We start from the raw sequence: 15,212 nt of genomic DNA, 5'->3' as shown, positions 1-15,212 counted from the left end.
CCAAAGCTAAGTATGAAAAATAGGAAAAGTATAAGATGTTTAGCAGTATCCGTATGGATCTGTACCATTGGTACTGCACAGGACAGGGAAGGGAATTTCCCGCCGCCCGAAACCCCCACTGTCATTTCAGCGGTACGGGCCACCGGTAAAATTGATATAGATGGCCGCTTGGATGAAGGGGATTGGCAATTGGCCAGACCAATCACCGATTTTTTTAGGGTGGAGCCCCAGCAGGGCGGTCCGATCAAGAACCCTACAGCGGTACGTGTGCTATATGACGACAAGCACATCTATTTTGGGGTGTTCGCGTCCGATTCCTTGGGGAAGAAAGGGGTGCGGATGCAGGATCTGAGGCGTGATTTTGACAATGGCGAGAACGATGTGTTCGGCATCCAGATCGATGCCCAGAATACAAAACAATATGCGGTATCCTTCCAGACCACGCCCCATGGCAATCAGTTGGACCTCCAAAGTTTCAACGACAACAATACCGATGAGGATTGGAACGCCCTTTGGCGGGTACGCTCCCATCGGACCGAGGAAGGTTATTATGCGGAGTTCGCCATCCCGTTCAAGTCGATCCGTTACGACAGGCCCGTGCCCGGTGTTCCGATCGAGTGGGGCGTTACGTTTTACCGTTTGGCACGAAAGGATTTTGAGAAGACCGTCTTTCCCGCCATTCCCCAATCCTTCTCACAGAACAGGATGACCTATGCCGCTAAGCTCACGGGACTGGAGGTGCCCCCGCCTTCGGCCAATATCCGTATCGAACCCTATACCTTGTACCAATACGATGAGAATAAATCAGGAGGTTCGGTCACCGAAAGGTCCAGCGAGCCCAAAGTGGGCGGTGACGTGAAATGGGCCATCAATCCCAATGCCGTATTGGACCTTACCATCAACACCGATTTTGCCCAGGCGGATGTGGATAGGGCAGTGAACAACCTGGAACGTTTCAATATCTTTTTTCCGGAACGACGGCAGTTCTTTTTGGAAAACTCGGGTATATGGGCCGGCGGTGGCAACAACCAGGTGCGCCCTTTCTTTAGTCGGACCATTGGATTGGAAAACAGTTTCAACGCGGCACCGGCCCCTTTGGACGCGGGTATGCGGTTTACCGATAGGAACGAGGACCGTACCCTTGCCGCGCTAGTGGTCCGTCAACGGGAAACCGATAACAGTACCGGTAGCACGTTCGGAGTGGCCCGTTACACCCAGAACTATGGAAAGGAGAACAATATGGGCGCCATGGTGACCTATCGATTGGATGATTCATCGGGGAGTCTGGGAATTGAAAGCCAAAACAATGCCACGATTTCCATTGATGGGCTGATCCGGCCCAAGAGCGAGCTTACCTTGTCGTATCTACTGTCGACATCCTTGGACAGTGGGACCGGTGACCTGGGATATGCAGGTAGATTGTTCGCGGGTTCACAGACCAATAAGTATTATTTAGGGTATGTGAATGCCTTCGTGAGCGAGGATTACGCCCCTGATATGGGGTATGTGTTCCAAAAGGATGTAATGTACCACAGTCCAGGAGGCTATGCCATCGTCAGGCCCAAGGGCTTGCCGTTTGTAAGGCGATGGGATCCCGGAGCGTTTTTAAATTACTACCATGATTTTGGGAATTTTGGGAACTTCCAACAGGCCAGCCTGTATATTTTCCCAATCTTTACCTGGTTCAAGGACAATAGCTTTGTTGAGGCTTCCTTTACCCCGACTTGGCAAAACATCAATTTTGACTTTGCCCCGTTGGGACTGGAAATCGAACAGGGGAACTATAGTTATACCCGTTACCTGCTCCGGTACAACACTGATCGCTCCAAAAAATTGTCCGGATCCGTACAGTATGATTTTGGAAAATTTTACAATGGTACCAGAAACACCACAGTGGCCGGGTTGCGGTACGCCCCCTTACCGAACATAGCGATCACGGGCGACTACGAGCACAACAACATCAATGGTGTTGGCATCTTGGAGGAGGATTTGGATACGGACCTATACTCGGCCAGCCTCCGCTTGGCCTTAAACCCAAAGGTACAGCTCTCCTCGTTCTATCAGTACAACAGTTTTGACAAGCAAGGAAGATGGAACATACGTTTCAGTTGGGAATATATGCCCTTGTCCTTTATCTATTTGGTGTTCAATGATACCCAAACGGATCTGTTCGATCCAGTACAACGAACGACACAGTTCATCAGTAAGATCACTTTTTTGAAACAGTTCTAGAATTGGGAAAAAAGCTTGATCTAGTCGGTGACGGTCTTTGGAAACTTCTATGGAGACTTTCCCTTCCCGGTATTTTGGGTATGCTGGTAATCTCCATCAACGGACTTATCGATGTGTTCTATATCAGCCATTTCTTGGGAGTCGAGGCATTTACGGGGGTGTCCATGCTGTTCCCGCTGCTGTTGGTCGTCACCAGTGTCACTGTTTGTATAGCTTCCGGTTCGGCCTCCATGCTCAGCAGGGCCATAGGGAGCGGACAGACCAAGGTGCAACGGAAGATATTTCCCAATATGTTGGCCCTATCCCTGTTAAGTTCTTTTGTATTGACTACCATAGGCGCCTTTTTTGCAGAGGATTTGGTGTACTTGGTAGGGGTAGAAGGTACATTGTCGGATTACGGAACGTCCTACTTTAAAGTATATGCCTTGGGCATTTTTTTCAGTATCTATGGGCTGTCGGCCAATGGGTTGATCCGTGCAGAGGGAAAGATGGGAAAGGCCATGAACATTACCATGGTGGCGGTCGGTCTCAATGTGGCATTGACACCTTTTTTTATCGAGGTTTTGGGTTTGGGGGTGGCGGGAGCGGCGTGGAGCAGTATTACAGTGATGTTCGTGTATTGTCTCTTGACCTCCTATTACTTTGTTAGTGGCAAGGCTTCTTTTGATACCGGGAAGTTCACTATTAGACTGGAGTCACAAATTCAAAAGGAGGTTCTGGGTGTAGGCCTATCGGCTTTCAGTATGCAACTGTCCAATGTCTTTAGGCAGTTTGTACTGTTCCGTTTGGTGGCCCATTATGGCACTTTGGAGGGAATCGCTTTTTTCAATGCCGCTTTTAGGCTGTTTTCATTTATGGGCGTTCCCTTGTTGGGCCTGTATCAATCCATGCAACCGATCATTGGTGTGAACTATGGGGCTGGAGAAATCCAGAGAATTAAGGATGGAATCTCTGTTTTTCGATGGGCCGGCTATGCTCTGGCAATCTTTTTGGTGGTTCCGGTACTATTGTTCCCCGACCATATCATCCAAGTGATGTTGCCACAAAAGATGATGGACGCTAATGAGATATTTAATTTACGCCTCATCTTGGCCGTCCTTTTGGCCATGCCCATTTCCTCAAGCAGTGTCGTGCTCTTTCAATCCTTGGGCAGGGCAAGGCTGGCAAGTGCGTTGCCCATTGGGCGTCAATTCCTGTTGTTTGCACCCATCATCTGGGCGATGTCCCAATCGTATGGGTTGGATGGCATTTATTACAGTTTGGTCATTGAAAACATGTGCTATGCCCTAATTTTATGGTTGGTATCCTTTAAGGTGCTCAAAAAGATTTCATTCTCAAGTGGGACTCCTTTTGGGAAGTTCCGATCATAACTTTATTCCAGAACCTTTTCCTTTTGGGCCACCACATGGAAAACGTGCCAGAACTTGTCCTTTCCCGAAATGGTCTTGCCATTTTTGGCCGTTTCTTCAAAATAGCTCAGTTGAAAACCCCTGAACAGTGCCTCAACTGCTTGCTTCGTATGAAAGGTCATTTGGGTATTGGAACTCCATGAATCCCTTGGACCAAAAAAATGTCCGGAAAAGTACCTTCCCGGAAGTATGGATTGGGAAATCAGGGACCAGAAGGGAGCAAAATGATCTGGGGGGCAGAAGGGAAGGCAAAATGAGGCGTTGACCAAATTATTGGCAGGGAGTTCATCCAGATCCTCAAACGGACTGAGCAGTACCCTCAGTTTACCGGAATATCTTGGGGCCAATGTTTTGGCAATGTGCCGTAATGCATCCGGTTCCTTATCAATGGCAAGTACATGGTACCCCTCTTGTAGCATGGCCGCGGTATCGACGCCATTGCCACAACCAAGGTCCACGGCTTGGATCTCTTGTGGTGGGTCGAAGCCCTCATTTATCAATTGAATGGCCTTACAAAGAGTGGTGGAAGGCAGGGCACAGGATTTCTCCAGCTTGTTATAATGACCTTTCCATTCCGTATTTTCCATTGTTTTCAACGATGTGTTGGACAAAGATAATGGTACTAAACCAAAACTAACCTAAAGGTAGATTTTATAAGTTCTATTTAGCGATCCTTCCTTATACACAGTGACCTCTATTCTTAGTTCGTAGTCAAGGTATAAAATCGCATTTTACTTTTAATAATGCCTGCCCCACAGCGAAAAGGTTGCGTGTCCTGAAAAGTTATTGCCGTCATTCATCCTTGTCTTTCTTTCATGTATGGAGTCTACAAAGATCTTTAAATACGGCCACAACCCCGTAAGGTTCTTTTTTTGGAGGCCTCACAAATGTTACTCCCCGATTCGTCAGTTTAATCATAGTCTCTCCTGAAATCATCTGTGAAAAGGAAAAAACCAACCCGACCTCCTGTTTGGTTTCCAATACAGGCCAATTGTTTTTCGTTGGCAGCTTTGGCCAACAGCAAGCAGGATTCTTTTGCCCCATTTGGCGCAATAATCACCCACCTCTTGGTTTCGTCAATTTTAGTGTCTTCAATAAGAACGAAATCCAGTTTTTTTGTATAGAAGTGGATAGCTTCATCATAGTCTTTTACAACCAAGGCGATATGGGCAATTCTATTGTACATTGAAAATTCTTTAATTGAATTATGGATAAATTATGTTCATTCCTCTAGCAGTTCAAATTTTGAGAGGGTTTCATTGAATTCTTCAACCTCTTTTTCCAGAATTCCATTGTCCTGATTGGATTCGACAATTCCCAATACTCTTTTGTACCCCTCAATAGACCTTAATAATCTTTCCACATTATCATATTGCCGATCAAGTGTCAGGCTACCGATATATTTCAATTTTTCTTGGTATTTGGATTTTAGGAAACCAAACAATTCCCTGGCCTTGGTCGTTTCACCGATTTTATAATACCCATCCAAATAAGGCTCCACAAAAACATAGTGGCCATAATATTCCACTGGTACTTTTTCCATAATCAATTCAACAATGTTCCGCGCCTTGTCAATTTTACCTTCTTGGATGAGTTGTTCGGTCAAGCGGCCAACTGTGCTTCTCACTATTACCCCAAAGTGTTTTCTTGTTTCGGGATCATGATAAATTTCAGGACTTCCTGAATTGCCCCATTCCCAATGCATGACCTTCTGATACATCAATTCCGTATCTATGCGTCCCAATTCAATTGAATTGTTATTGGGAGTTTTGATGGGAATCAACTTATAGGCCAGTCCCTCCAACTGAAGGTAGTCCTTCATCCAAATATACTCAGCATCATCATAGCTGCCCCCAGAAAAATAAATGGGCCGTTGCCAATCATTGTTAGCCAAAATGTCCAGCATCATTATCCGGTTTTTAGTAAGTCCTGTCTCTGGTAGATCAATGTCAATATAATCCACGATAAGGTCTGCATCCTCTGCTTTGACCAATCCCGAACTTAGAACATTCTCCTTATTGACAGGGATCCGAATTTTATTCGTGGGATAATAAACAAGTTCTTTGGCGTAATCGGAATATTGACTTACATCGGCCCCATTGCTCTCAAACAAATATCCAATTTTGGTCCTTGGGTGGTCACTGGCAATCCAGTTCATAAAGTCCTTTATTTCCCATCTTTTATCCTTTAGACCTTGAATGGGTCTGTAGTAAACCACATCTCTGGCACCGTAATGGTACTTGTCATGTGTCATTTGGGATGGAACGGCATCACTTTCATAAGCTTTACGCTTCATCTGATCGATATACCAGTCAGTTGATAGGTATCCTGAGACCACAACCCTAACATCTGTTCTATAATTCTCGATATCCTGTGCATACCACAATGGGAAAGTATCGATATCCCCTATGGTGAAAAGTATGCCACCAGCATTTTCCTGCACCGAATCCAAATATGCCTTAGCGGCCGCTCTTGCGGTAAATTTATTGGATCGGTCATGATCGTCCCAATTTTGAAAGGCCATCAACACAGGCGCACAGGCCAAACATATGACCGCCAATCCACGAGAAACGATTCGGTAACGCCCCATGCTTTTTACCATTTCATATAAGCCATATACACCCATTCCAACCCACAAGGAGAAGACATAAAATGATCCCACCAAAGAATAATCACGCTCCCTAGGCTGAAAAATGGTCGGGTTGGTATAAAACTGAATCGCCAATCCCGTAAACAAGAAGAACACAAAAAAGACCCAAAACTGTCTCGGGTTCTTGGAAAGTTGAAACACCAAGCCCAATAACCCCAAAATCAAAGGAAGGAAGTAATAGGTGTTTCGCGCCTTGTTCTTCAGGTCATCCTGTGGCAGATATTTTTGATTGCCCAATCGGGCTTCGTCCAAAAGCTGTATGCCACTGAGCCATTCTCCATTGCCATCATAACGCCCCTGTAAATCATTCTGTCGACCTGTAAAATTCCACATCAGGTATCTGAAATACATATATCCAAACTGATAGGATAACATATACTCCAAATTTTGCCAAAGAGTGGGTGGATGAACGGTAATATATTCATCAAGTGTCTCCAATGCACGGACATAATCGGAAGCGTCCAAATCTCCGTTCTGGAAACCTGTTTTAATTTGCGCAATGGTCTGGGCAATTTCCTTGTTTCCTTTAAATTTTGGTTTTACCTCAAAATCCAAGGGGCCGAAATAAGCGATATAGTTTTCCGCATGTTGATCGCTCCAAAGTCTTGGAAGCAATCCCACATGTCTTTTATCGGGCTTTTGATTTGCATCCTCGTATTTGTTGACGACCACGTACCTCCCCAATGCCTCATCTTTTTCATATTTGGGTTTGTCATCCATCGGTTCGCCAAAATCTCCAAACCTATTGCTGTAATAGGCACCATAAAAGGGACTTTCCGCACTGGGGTATTGTTCCCTATTGTAATAGGCCAAAAGTGCGCGTGCATCGGAGGGATCATTTTCATTGATGACCACATGTGCATTGGCTCGAATGGGCATCATCAACCAAGTGGAAAACCCCATAAAAAGGAATGCCAAGGCCAATATGGAAGTGTTGGCATTTACAAAACCCTTTTTTTTGGTATATCTCAGCCCTATCCAAAATAATGTTACAAGGAACAGACCCATTAAAATAGTCCCCGAATTGAAGGGAAGTCCAAAGTTGTTTACAAAAAAGACCTCGCTCCAGCCAAAAAGTTTAAGTACATAGGTCAATGAAAACTTAAAAATCAACAACAGGATACCGATAGCGACGATATTGGCCACAATGAACTTCTTTGGTGAGATACTCCTGTGTTTTTTGAAAAAGTACATCAAAACAATTGCCGGTATCGCCAAGAACCCCATAAACTGTACGCCAAAGGTCAAGCCTATTATAAAAGTAATCAGTAACAGCCATCGATTTCCCCTTGGTTCATCAAGGTCATCTGTCCAACGTATTCCCAAATAAATGAGTGAAGCCATGATCAAACTGGCCATTGCATAGACCTCGGTTTCAACTGCATTGAACCAAAAACTATCCGAAAACGTATAAGTCAGGCTTCCCACTAGGCCGCTGGTAATTACCATAAAAGCTTTGTTGTCGGTAAAGACCCCATCTTTTGCAACCAATTTTTTGGTAAGGTTGGTAATTGTCCAAAAAAGAAAAAGAATGGTAAAAGCCGATGAAAGAACGGACATATAGTTTACCATTTTGGCCACTTGATCAGCTTCTAGGGCAAATTGGGCAAAAAACGCCCCTATCATCTGGAACAAAGGTGCTCCCGGAGGATGGGCAATCTGCAATTTGGCGGATGAAGCGATATATTCACCGGAATCCCAAAAGCTTACTGTGGGCTCAACCGTTAAGGAATATACCAATAGACTGAGCAGGAACACTCCCCAACCCATAAGAACGTTCCATTTGTTATAGTTAATGGCCATTAGATCAGTGTTAGATTATTCTCTTACAAGTTATCAAATAATCTTTTAGGCGTCGCGATTTATTAAATTGGTTTAGAGAAAGGTTTTCCTTTATTGCTAATGTTCCAATTTTTGCAGTTGTTGAATGGTTTGCTCATTATTTGGATTCAGTTCCAAACTTTTTTTGTAGTTCTTGATGGCTTCATCCTTCTGCCCGGCCTGTAATTGAAATTCTGCAAGAATACTGTAGGGATACCATTGATTGGAACAAGCCTGGACAATAAACTTTAAGATATCAATTGCTTTTTTCATGCTGTCCCTCATTGGCATATTTAAAGTATTCCTGTCTAATGTTATAGACCATTGAAAAGCTTAATTTTCAATTTTCTTATTAATGGTATTCTTGTGCTTTTTTATTTGAAAGAAAGAACAGTGAAATAAAATGGACAATCTATAATAGGAAATCCATGTCCTTTATTAATTTAGTAATCTCATTAAAAAGTGGGGTTGACCGACATATCTCTGGTCATTTTTCTCCCAATAAAAGCAAAAAAACATGAAAACGTATCAGGTGAGGTCCTTATCAGGGCAGGACTTTGATAATGATGCCTGGAGTAGGGCGGATACCCTTAAAGATTTTATCCAACCTTGGACGGACACAGCTGTACAGCGTACATTATTTAGGGCATTGTACGATGAGGATTGGCTATACCTCAGGTATGATGTCAAGGATAGGGAAATTTTGGTTTCCACTGATAGGGACCATAAACTCGATGTTGCCGATTCGGACAGGATAGAGATCTTTTTTAGGACCGATGAGGACTTGGAACGTTATTATTGTCTGGAGTTGGACCCTCTTGGTAGGATCTTGGATTACAGGGCCTCGTTTTATAGGGATTTTGATTATACCTGGTGTTGGCCTCAGGAAGAATTGTCCGTTCGGGCCGAGGTCCATGAGGATGGCTATCTGGTAGAGGCAAAGATCAGTTTAAAATCTTTGGCCGATCTGGGTATTTTAAAAGACGGGAATTTGAATGCAGGGATTTTCAGGGGAGATTGCCAGCGGCTTGGAACCGGAAACGGGGAAGCGCCCAGCTTTAATTGGATCACTTGGGTGGACCCTGGGACCGATACCCCGGATTTTCATGTAAAGTCCGCTTTTGGGAAATTGATACTAGGCTGACAGGGACCTACGGATAGCTCTCGACATTTTCCGAATTGATGATCTCAATGGGCAATAATTGCTTTTTGGGTGATTCTTTATCGAATAGGAGCTTTTCTACCAAACTTTTTAAAGATAAAGAAGCTTGAAGCCCCGGTGCTTGATGGATCAGGAACTGTATCCTTCCCTTTTTTAAATAGCTGAGGTTATCCGGGAGTAGGTCATAACCGACAACGGTACCTGCCATGTCCAAGGATTCCAAGGTACGTGCTACCTCGTAGGTCTTTGAGGTGGTCACAAAGAACATCGTAATCTGGTTTTCCTGAATGAAGTCGGATAAGGTCTGCCGTATTTGTTCGGTATCCACAATTTTGGTGTGGATCTCATGTCCAGGGGACATTTCCTTAAAAAATGACTTGAAGCCTTCTTCTTTTTGTTGCATATGGATGGCATTGTTGAACGCCTCGTCAATATGGATAATGGCGATTTTTGAAGCGGGCCGTACAAAGTCATAAATAAGCTTGGCGCCGACCCGGCCACTTAGATAAAGGTCCTGCCCAACATGTTGGTCCACATGGTTTCGGGGTAGACTGTTAAAGGTGGCCTTGATGATATCCCGTTGGTTCAGCGCTTCCAGGAGCCGGTCGCTCTCCCGTTCGAACAACGGTACGAACAAAAAGGCATTGGGGCACATAGCGATAAGTTCCATGCCCTTTTGGACAAAGGACGTGGGTTTTGAAGGGTCAAAAAAATGTACCGAGATATCCACATCAAAGGCTTCATATTCCGAAATGACCTCTTCAATACCTTTTCGACAAGGAAGCCAGTACAGATCTTTTTCGGGATCGGGAATCAAGATGGCAATGGTATAAATCACATTGTTTTTTAAGGAACGTGCCAAGGGGTTGGCCTTATAGTTCAGCTCCTCAAGGGCCGCATTGACTTTAAGAAGTGCTTTTTCTGAAACTTTCCCCCTTTTGTGTATGACCCTGTCCACAGTGCCTATGGATACATTGGCCACTTTGGCAATGTCCTTAATGGTGATTTTTTTCTTCATGACGGACAAATATATCCAAAAATGGAAATCTATTCGTGTTAACGATAACACTAATTTAGTGTGTACGTACACATTTTTTTATATATTGCACCAGAATTGAAAGGAATCTATCGTGGTTCCTATGTATTTAATATGGTAAGTAAGTGATAGATAATTCAATAGTTCCGTTTTTGGATACCGGGGAAATCGTTGTGAAATCCCCTGGGAGAACCTGTTTGTTCGGCGACCACCAAGATTATTTGGAATTGCCTGTAATTGCCTGTGCCATTGATCGGCACATTACCTTAAGGGCCAAGCCGAATGGTGAAAAAAGATTGTTCGTGGATACTCCGGATATCGGAGGACATCGATATATCGACATCGATAGAAAGGGCCCGGTGCCAAGAGGGGATTATTTTTTGGCCGCCATGGATATCTTGGAGCACTATGGATGTGTTCCCAATCAGGGTTATGATATCACCATTACCGGTAATATTGCCATCAATGCAGGTACCTCCAGTTCCAGTGCCGTAATCGTTTCATGGATCCAATTTTTGGTGACGGCATATGGATGCAGTGCCACTATCGATAAGGAATTTATTTCCAGGATCGCCTATGAGGCAGAGGTGGCCTTTCATGGTTTTCCAGGAGGCAAAATGGACCAGTATAGTATAGGGCTCGGCAATGTCATCTATTTGGAGACGGGCGACGATTTGAGCTATGAGGTCTTTGATCTGAACATACCCGGTCTGATCGTTGCGGAATCCGGTATTCCCAAGGAGACCACAGGGGTGCTGGGCGAATTGAAGGAAAAGGCTTTATTGGCCATCCATAGGGTCAAGGAAAAAGTTCCCGGGTTTGATATCAAGGGACTTAGTATCCAAGACTTTCCCCAATATGTTCCTTATGTGAACGACGGGCTACGGGTATATTTTGAGGCAGCCGTGCGCAATCATGATATCACCCAAAGGGCCTTGGAAGCATTCAGGAAACCGAAAATCGACCTGGAACATATTGGAAAACTAATGAACGCGCACCACCATATTCTCAAGGACTATTTGGAAATAACCCTGCCCTTGATCGACCGTATGGTGGATGGTGCCAACGCTGCAGGTGCCCTAGGCGCCAAAATTGTTGGTTCGGGAAGGGGGGGGAGCATCGTTGTCCTTTCCAAAGCGGGCGAACAGCAAAAGATCATCGACGCATTGATGCAAGCCGGGGCCAGGGATGCGTATGCGGTCCATGTCGACCCGGGAACCCATGTCGTAACAGCTAATCAAAATAAATCAAAATGAAGGCAATTTCAAGTTTAGTGATCTTGGCTGGGGGAGCCTCCTCCAGAATGAAAAAAGAGGCCACACGTTCAGATGGTTTGAGCGAAGAGGATATCAAGCAGGCCAATGAACGTAGCAAAGGACTTATTGGGGTGGGCAAGCAAGGCCGGCCCATGTTGGATTATGTATTATATAATGCCAAAGCGGCCGGTTTTACCAATATTTATATCGTTGTGGGCGAAAACGGCCAATTGTTCCAAGACTTTTATGGATCCCAAAGTGCGGGCAATCATTTCCATGGTTTGGAAATCAACTTTGCCGTGCAATTTGTACCTGATGGCATGATCAAACCCTACGGTACCGCAGATGCTCTGTATCAGGCCGTAACCCAGTACCCCGAGTTGCAAGAGCAGCGTTTTTCCGTCTGTAACAGTGATAATCTATATTCAGTGGAAGCTTTTCGTGCGCTGCGGGTCACGGAGGTCCCTAACGCGTTCATCGCGTATGATCGTAGTGCGATGGATTTCCCGGAAGAACGTATTTCACGCTTTGCCCTGGCCAAATTGGATGACGAGGGTTATCTACTGGATATTATAGAAAAGCCCAAGGCAGATCAAGTGGACGCCTACAGGGACCAATGGGGGAAACTTCGAGTGAGCATGAATGCGTTCACCTTTGATGGCGAAAAAATGTATCCCTATCTTAAGAATTGCCCCGTCCATCCCGAGCGTGATGAGAAGGAGCTCCCTACCGCTTTTTTGAACATGTTGGGGGAGTTCCCCCGATCCGCCATAGGGGTGCCATTCTCGGAGCACGTTCCCGATCTAACGGCCAAAGATGATATTGTTGATGTGAAAAAGTACCTGGAAGCGCATTACAGTGTGCTGGATTGGGCCTAAATGTGTGATGGAATGGATAAATATGTAGTAACGGGCGGTGCCGGTTTTATTGGTGGCCATATAGCTGAAAGCTTGGCTTCGCAAGGGCACAAGGTCATCGTGGTGGATAATTTGAGAACAGGTTTCCCGGCCAATATCGAACACTTGGCGGTGGAATTCGTAGAGGCCGATATCAGGGACAGGGATACCATGGTCGCATTGGCTGATGGTGCCAAGGGAATCTTTCATTTGGCGGCCTTGGTGAGTGTCCCAGAATCCCTCGAACGCATCGAAGAATGTCTTGCTATAAATGTTCAGGGGACCCTGAACATTCTGGAGGCTGCCAAAAAAAACAAGGGCTGTAAGGTCGTTCTTTCCAGTTCGGCCGCCATTTATGGCAACAACCCGACCCTGCCCAAACAGGAAGGGATGGCCCCTGAACCGATGACCCCTTATGCCGTGACCAAATTGGATGGCGAATATTACCTTCGGATGTATCGGGAGCAGTGGGGGGTTCCGACCACTTCCTTGCGCTATTTCAATGTGTTTGGACCACGTCAAAACCCCTCCTCGAGTTATGCGGCGGCAGTTCCCATATTTATACGACAAGCATTGACGGACCAACCCTTGGTCATCTATGGGGATGGTCATCAGACACGGGATTTTATCTATGTCAAGGATATCGTGGGGGCCAATCTTTTCGCCATGGAACAGGGAACGGAAATGTACAATGTGGCCCTGGGGCAAAGTACCTCTATATTGGAACTGGCACAACAGATCATCTCCATTACCGGTTCGCGTTCCCGGATAGTCTTCGAGAACGAACGGGCAGGGGACGTCAAACATTCCAGGGCCAATGTGACCCGTTTTGCCGATTTGGGCTATAACGCCATCTATGAATTGGATAGGGCGCTCATGGAGACCATCACGTATTATGAACAACAACTATTAGGAAAACAGCGCGTATGATTGCTTTGGAATTCTGGGACTATATCATCATTTTTTCTTTTTTTGCCGTAACGCTTGGCATTGGCATCTATGTGTCCAAAAGTGCGGGCCGTAGTAGTGCCGACTATTTTCTTTCGGGGCGTTCCATGCCCTGGTGGCTGCTGGGCATGTCCATGGTCGCGACTACCTTTTCCACGGATACGCCCAATCTGGTGACCGATATCGTACGGACCAATGGGGTGTCCGGGAACTGGGTATGGTGGGCCTTTCTGCTGACAGGACTGTTGACCGTTTTTATCTATGCACGCCTATGGCGAAAGTCCAATGTCAATACGGACCTAGAGTTTTATGAATTGCGCTATGGCGGTGCACCGGCGCGCTTTTTACGGGGGTTCCGGGCCTTGTACCTCGGTGTGGTCTTTAACGTGATCACCATGTCCGCGGTAACCTTGGCAGCCATTAAGATAGGGGGTATCATGTTGGGGCTGGAACCGTGGCAGACCGTGGTCTCCGCAGGACTGATCACAGTGATATTTAGTGCCATAGGTGGCTTTAAGGGGGTGGTCTATACGGATTTCGTACTCTTTTTTGTGGCCATGATCGGAGCGGTAGGTGCGGCGTATTACCTGGTCAACTTACCGGAGGTCGGAGGGCTTGAAGTACTCCTTGCCCATGAAAATGTCAAAGGGAAACTGGATATCCTACCAGATATGGACGATTCCCGTTCCTGGATCCCCCTGTTGGTCATTCCCTTGGCGGTCCAGTGGTGGAGTTCATGGTATCCAGGTGCGGAACCCGGGGGAGGCGGATATATTGCACAACGGATGCTATCGGCCAAAAATGAAAAACACGCTATTGGGGCCACTTTCTTCTTTAACGTCATGCATTATGCCATACGCCCATGGCCTTGGATATTGGTCGCACTGGCTTCATTGGTCGTGTTTCCAGACCTGGATAGCCTTCAACGGGCCTTTCCTATCGTATCCGAGGACAAACTGGGGCATGACCTGGCCTATTCGGCCATGCTCACCTTGTTGCCCGCCGGTTTGTTGGGACTCGTACTGGCCTCCTTGGTGGCGGCCTATATGTCCACGATCTCCACACAGCTCAATTGGGGGTCTTCCTATATCGTATATGACTTTTACAAGCGTAGGGTCAATCCGGATGCCTCAGAAAAGCAATTGGTCCGGGTGGGCCGGATGGCCACCGTGGGCTTAATGTTGGTCAGTGCCCTATTGGCCCTGGTGCTACAGAATGCTTTGCAATTGTTCGAGGTTTTATTGGTCTTTGGCGCAGGCACGGGACTTATTTTTATCCTCCGTTGGTTTTGGTGGCGTATCAATGCTTGGAGCGAGATCACGGCCATGTTCGTTTCCGGCGCCCTTTCCCTGCTGTTCAAATTAACACCAATGGGCGCATACCTGTTCGCAACGGACGTTGGAATCCTGCCCGATTGGTCCGAATATATTGTAGTGGTCGCCTTGACCACTGTTGCCTGGCTTGCCGTAACCTATTTGACCCCGCCAGAGGACGATGGGGTATTGTACCGTTTTTATCAAAAGACCAGGCCTGGAGGACCGGGATGGAAGCGAATTATAGACCGTCATCCCAGTTCTGATCTGGCCGATGCCGAAACCTCTTGGAGCGTCCCCAGTGGTATACTCGCGATGCTCGTGGGGAGTGTTTTTATCTATGCGGCCCTATTTGCCGTGGGATACTGGATATACGGTAGGTGGACCTATGCCTTGGTGTGGACGGGAATCAGTCTACTGGCAGGAGGTGCACTACTCCTCTTGTGGAAACGAATTAAAAATATCATTGAATAACCTATTTAAAATCAA

At 46.0% G+C, this 15,212-nt stretch carries 12 protein-coding genes; 7 read left to right on the top strand and 5 right to left on the bottom strand.

Annotated features, from left to right (window positions below):
• Window positions 1-12: 12 nt before the first annotated feature.
• Together J0656_RS01865 and J0656_RS01860 are read left to right on the top strand one after the other, a co-directional pair.
• Window positions 13-2,232: a DUF5916 domain-containing protein gene (locus J0656_RS01865; protein WP_207031104.1), complete on the top strand. Its 2,220-nt coding sequence runs from the start codon at window positions 13-15 to the stop codon at window positions 2,230-2,232.
• Between the two features lie 2 nt (window positions 2,233-2,234).
• Window positions 2,235-3,602: an MATE family efflux transporter gene (locus tag J0656_RS01860; RefSeq protein WP_207031102.1), complete on the top strand. Its 1,368-nt coding sequence runs from the start codon at window positions 2,235-2,237 to the stop codon at window positions 3,600-3,602.
• A gap of 2 nt (window positions 3,603-3,604) precedes the next feature.
• Here J0656_RS01860 and J0656_RS01855 read toward each other — a convergent pair whose 3' ends face one another.
• The 4 genes from J0656_RS01855 to J0656_RS01840 form a co-directional block, all read right to left on the bottom strand.
• Window positions 3,605-4,228 carry a class I SAM-dependent methyltransferase gene (locus J0656_RS01855; RefSeq protein WP_207031101.1) on the bottom strand — a complete coding sequence of 208 codons (624 nt, stop codon included), beginning with the start codon at window positions 4,226-4,228 and terminating at the stop codon, window positions 3,605-3,607.
• A 323-nt stretch (window positions 4,229-4,551) separates the two neighbouring features.
• Entirely contained in the window at window positions 4,552-4,827 is a 276-nt protein-coding gene (locus tag J0656_RS01850) for a VOC family protein (protein WP_207031099.1), read from the bottom strand.
• A gap of 36 nt (window positions 4,828-4,863) precedes the next feature.
• A complete protein-coding gene (locus tag J0656_RS01845) occupies window positions 4,864-8,094 on the bottom strand; it encodes a DUF2723 domain-containing protein (protein ID WP_207031097.1) in 3,231 nt (1,076 codons plus the stop codon).
• A gap of 96 nt (window positions 8,095-8,190) precedes the next feature.
• On the bottom strand, window positions 8,191-8,385 hold the full coding sequence (locus J0656_RS01840; protein WP_207031094.1) for a tetratricopeptide repeat protein: 195 nt from the start codon (window positions 8,383-8,385) through the stop codon (window positions 8,191-8,193).
• Window positions 8,386-8,629: 244 nt separating this feature from the next.
• Between J0656_RS01840 and J0656_RS01835 the strand changes: the two genes are divergently transcribed.
• Window positions 8,630-9,256: a carbohydrate-binding family 9-like protein gene (locus J0656_RS01835; protein WP_207031092.1), complete on the top strand. Its 627-nt coding sequence runs from the start codon at window positions 8,630-8,632 to the stop codon at window positions 9,254-9,256.
• A gap of 7 nt (window positions 9,257-9,263) precedes the next feature.
• Here J0656_RS01835 and J0656_RS01830 read toward each other — a convergent pair whose 3' ends face one another.
• A complete protein-coding gene (locus tag J0656_RS01830; protein ID WP_207031090.1) occupies window positions 9,264-10,292 on the bottom strand; it encodes a LacI family DNA-binding transcriptional regulator in 1,029 nt (342 codons plus the stop codon).
• Window positions 10,293-10,435: 143 nt separating this feature from the next.
• Between J0656_RS01830 and J0656_RS01825 the strand changes: the two genes are divergently transcribed.
• From J0656_RS01825 to J0656_RS01810, 4 genes are read left to right on the top strand one after another with little or no spacing between them, the layout of a single operon-like run.
• Window positions 10,436-11,566, top strand: coding sequence for a mevalonate kinase family protein (locus J0656_RS01825; protein WP_225605629.1), 1,131 nt, complete (start codon window positions 10,436-10,438; stop codon window positions 11,564-11,566).
• Complete coding sequence (locus J0656_RS01820; RefSeq protein WP_207031088.1) at window positions 11,563-12,444, top strand: sugar phosphate nucleotidyltransferase; 882 nt, start codon at window positions 11,563-11,565, stop codon at window positions 12,442-12,444. Before J0656_RS01825 ends, J0656_RS01820 begins: the two co-directional genes overlap by 4 nt.
• A gap of 12 nt (window positions 12,445-12,456) precedes the next feature.
• On the top strand, window positions 12,457-13,392 hold the full coding sequence (locus J0656_RS01815; RefSeq protein ID WP_207031087.1) for an SDR family NAD(P)-dependent oxidoreductase: 936 nt from the start codon (window positions 12,457-12,459) through the stop codon (window positions 13,390-13,392).
• A complete protein-coding gene (locus J0656_RS01810; RefSeq protein WP_207031086.1) occupies window positions 13,389-15,197 on the top strand; it encodes a sodium:solute symporter family protein in 1,809 nt (602 codons plus the stop codon). The genes J0656_RS01815 and J0656_RS01810 overlap by 4 nt, the downstream gene beginning before the upstream one ends.
• The last annotated feature ends 15 nt before the right edge of the window (window positions 15,198-15,212 follow it).

Origin of the sequence: Flagellimonas aurea, assembly GCF_017313785.1 — a bacterium.
In the GTDB taxonomy this organism is placed as follows: Bacteria; Bacteroidota; Bacteroidia; order Flavobacteriales; family Flavobacteriaceae; genus Flagellimonas; species Flagellimonas aurea.
This window is presented reverse-complemented; position numbering and strand designations above follow the sequence as displayed.

Excerpts from the sequence above, each read along its gene's own strand:
- J0656_RS01850 (WP_207031099.1), bottom strand. The coding sequence starts at position 4,827 with ATGTACAATAGAATTGCCCATATCGCCTTGGTTGTAAAAGACTATGAT.
- J0656_RS01855 (WP_207031101.1), bottom strand. The coding sequence starts at position 4,228 with ATGGAAAATACGGAATGGAAAGGTCATTATAACAAGCTGGAGAAATCC.
- J0656_RS01810 (WP_207031086.1), top strand. The coding sequence starts at position 13,389 with ATGATTGCTTTGGAATTCTGGGACTATATCATCATTTTTTCTTTTTTT.
- J0656_RS01845 (WP_207031097.1), bottom strand. The coding sequence starts at position 8,094 with ATGGCCATTAACTATAACAAATGGAACGTTCTTATGGGTTGGGGAGTG.
- J0656_RS01830 (WP_207031090.1), bottom strand. The coding sequence starts at position 10,292 with ATGAAGAAAAAAATCACCATTAAGGACATTGCCAAAGTGGCCAATGTA.
- J0656_RS01840 (WP_207031094.1), bottom strand. The coding sequence starts at position 8,385 with ATGAAAAAAGCAATTGATATCTTAAAGTTTATTGTCCAGGCTTGTTCC.
- J0656_RS01835 (WP_207031092.1), top strand. The coding sequence starts at position 8,630 with ATGAAAACGTATCAGGTGAGGTCCTTATCAGGGCAGGACTTTGATAAT.
- J0656_RS01820 (WP_207031088.1), top strand. The coding sequence starts at position 11,563 with ATGAAGGCAATTTCAAGTTTAGTGATCTTGGCTGGGGGAGCCTCCTCC.
- J0656_RS01815 (WP_207031087.1), top strand. The coding sequence starts at position 12,457 with ATGGATAAATATGTAGTAACGGGCGGTGCCGGTTTTATTGGTGGCCAT.
- J0656_RS01865 (WP_207031104.1), top strand. The coding sequence starts at position 13 with ATGAAAAATAGGAAAAGTATAAGATGTTTAGCAGTATCCGTATGGATC.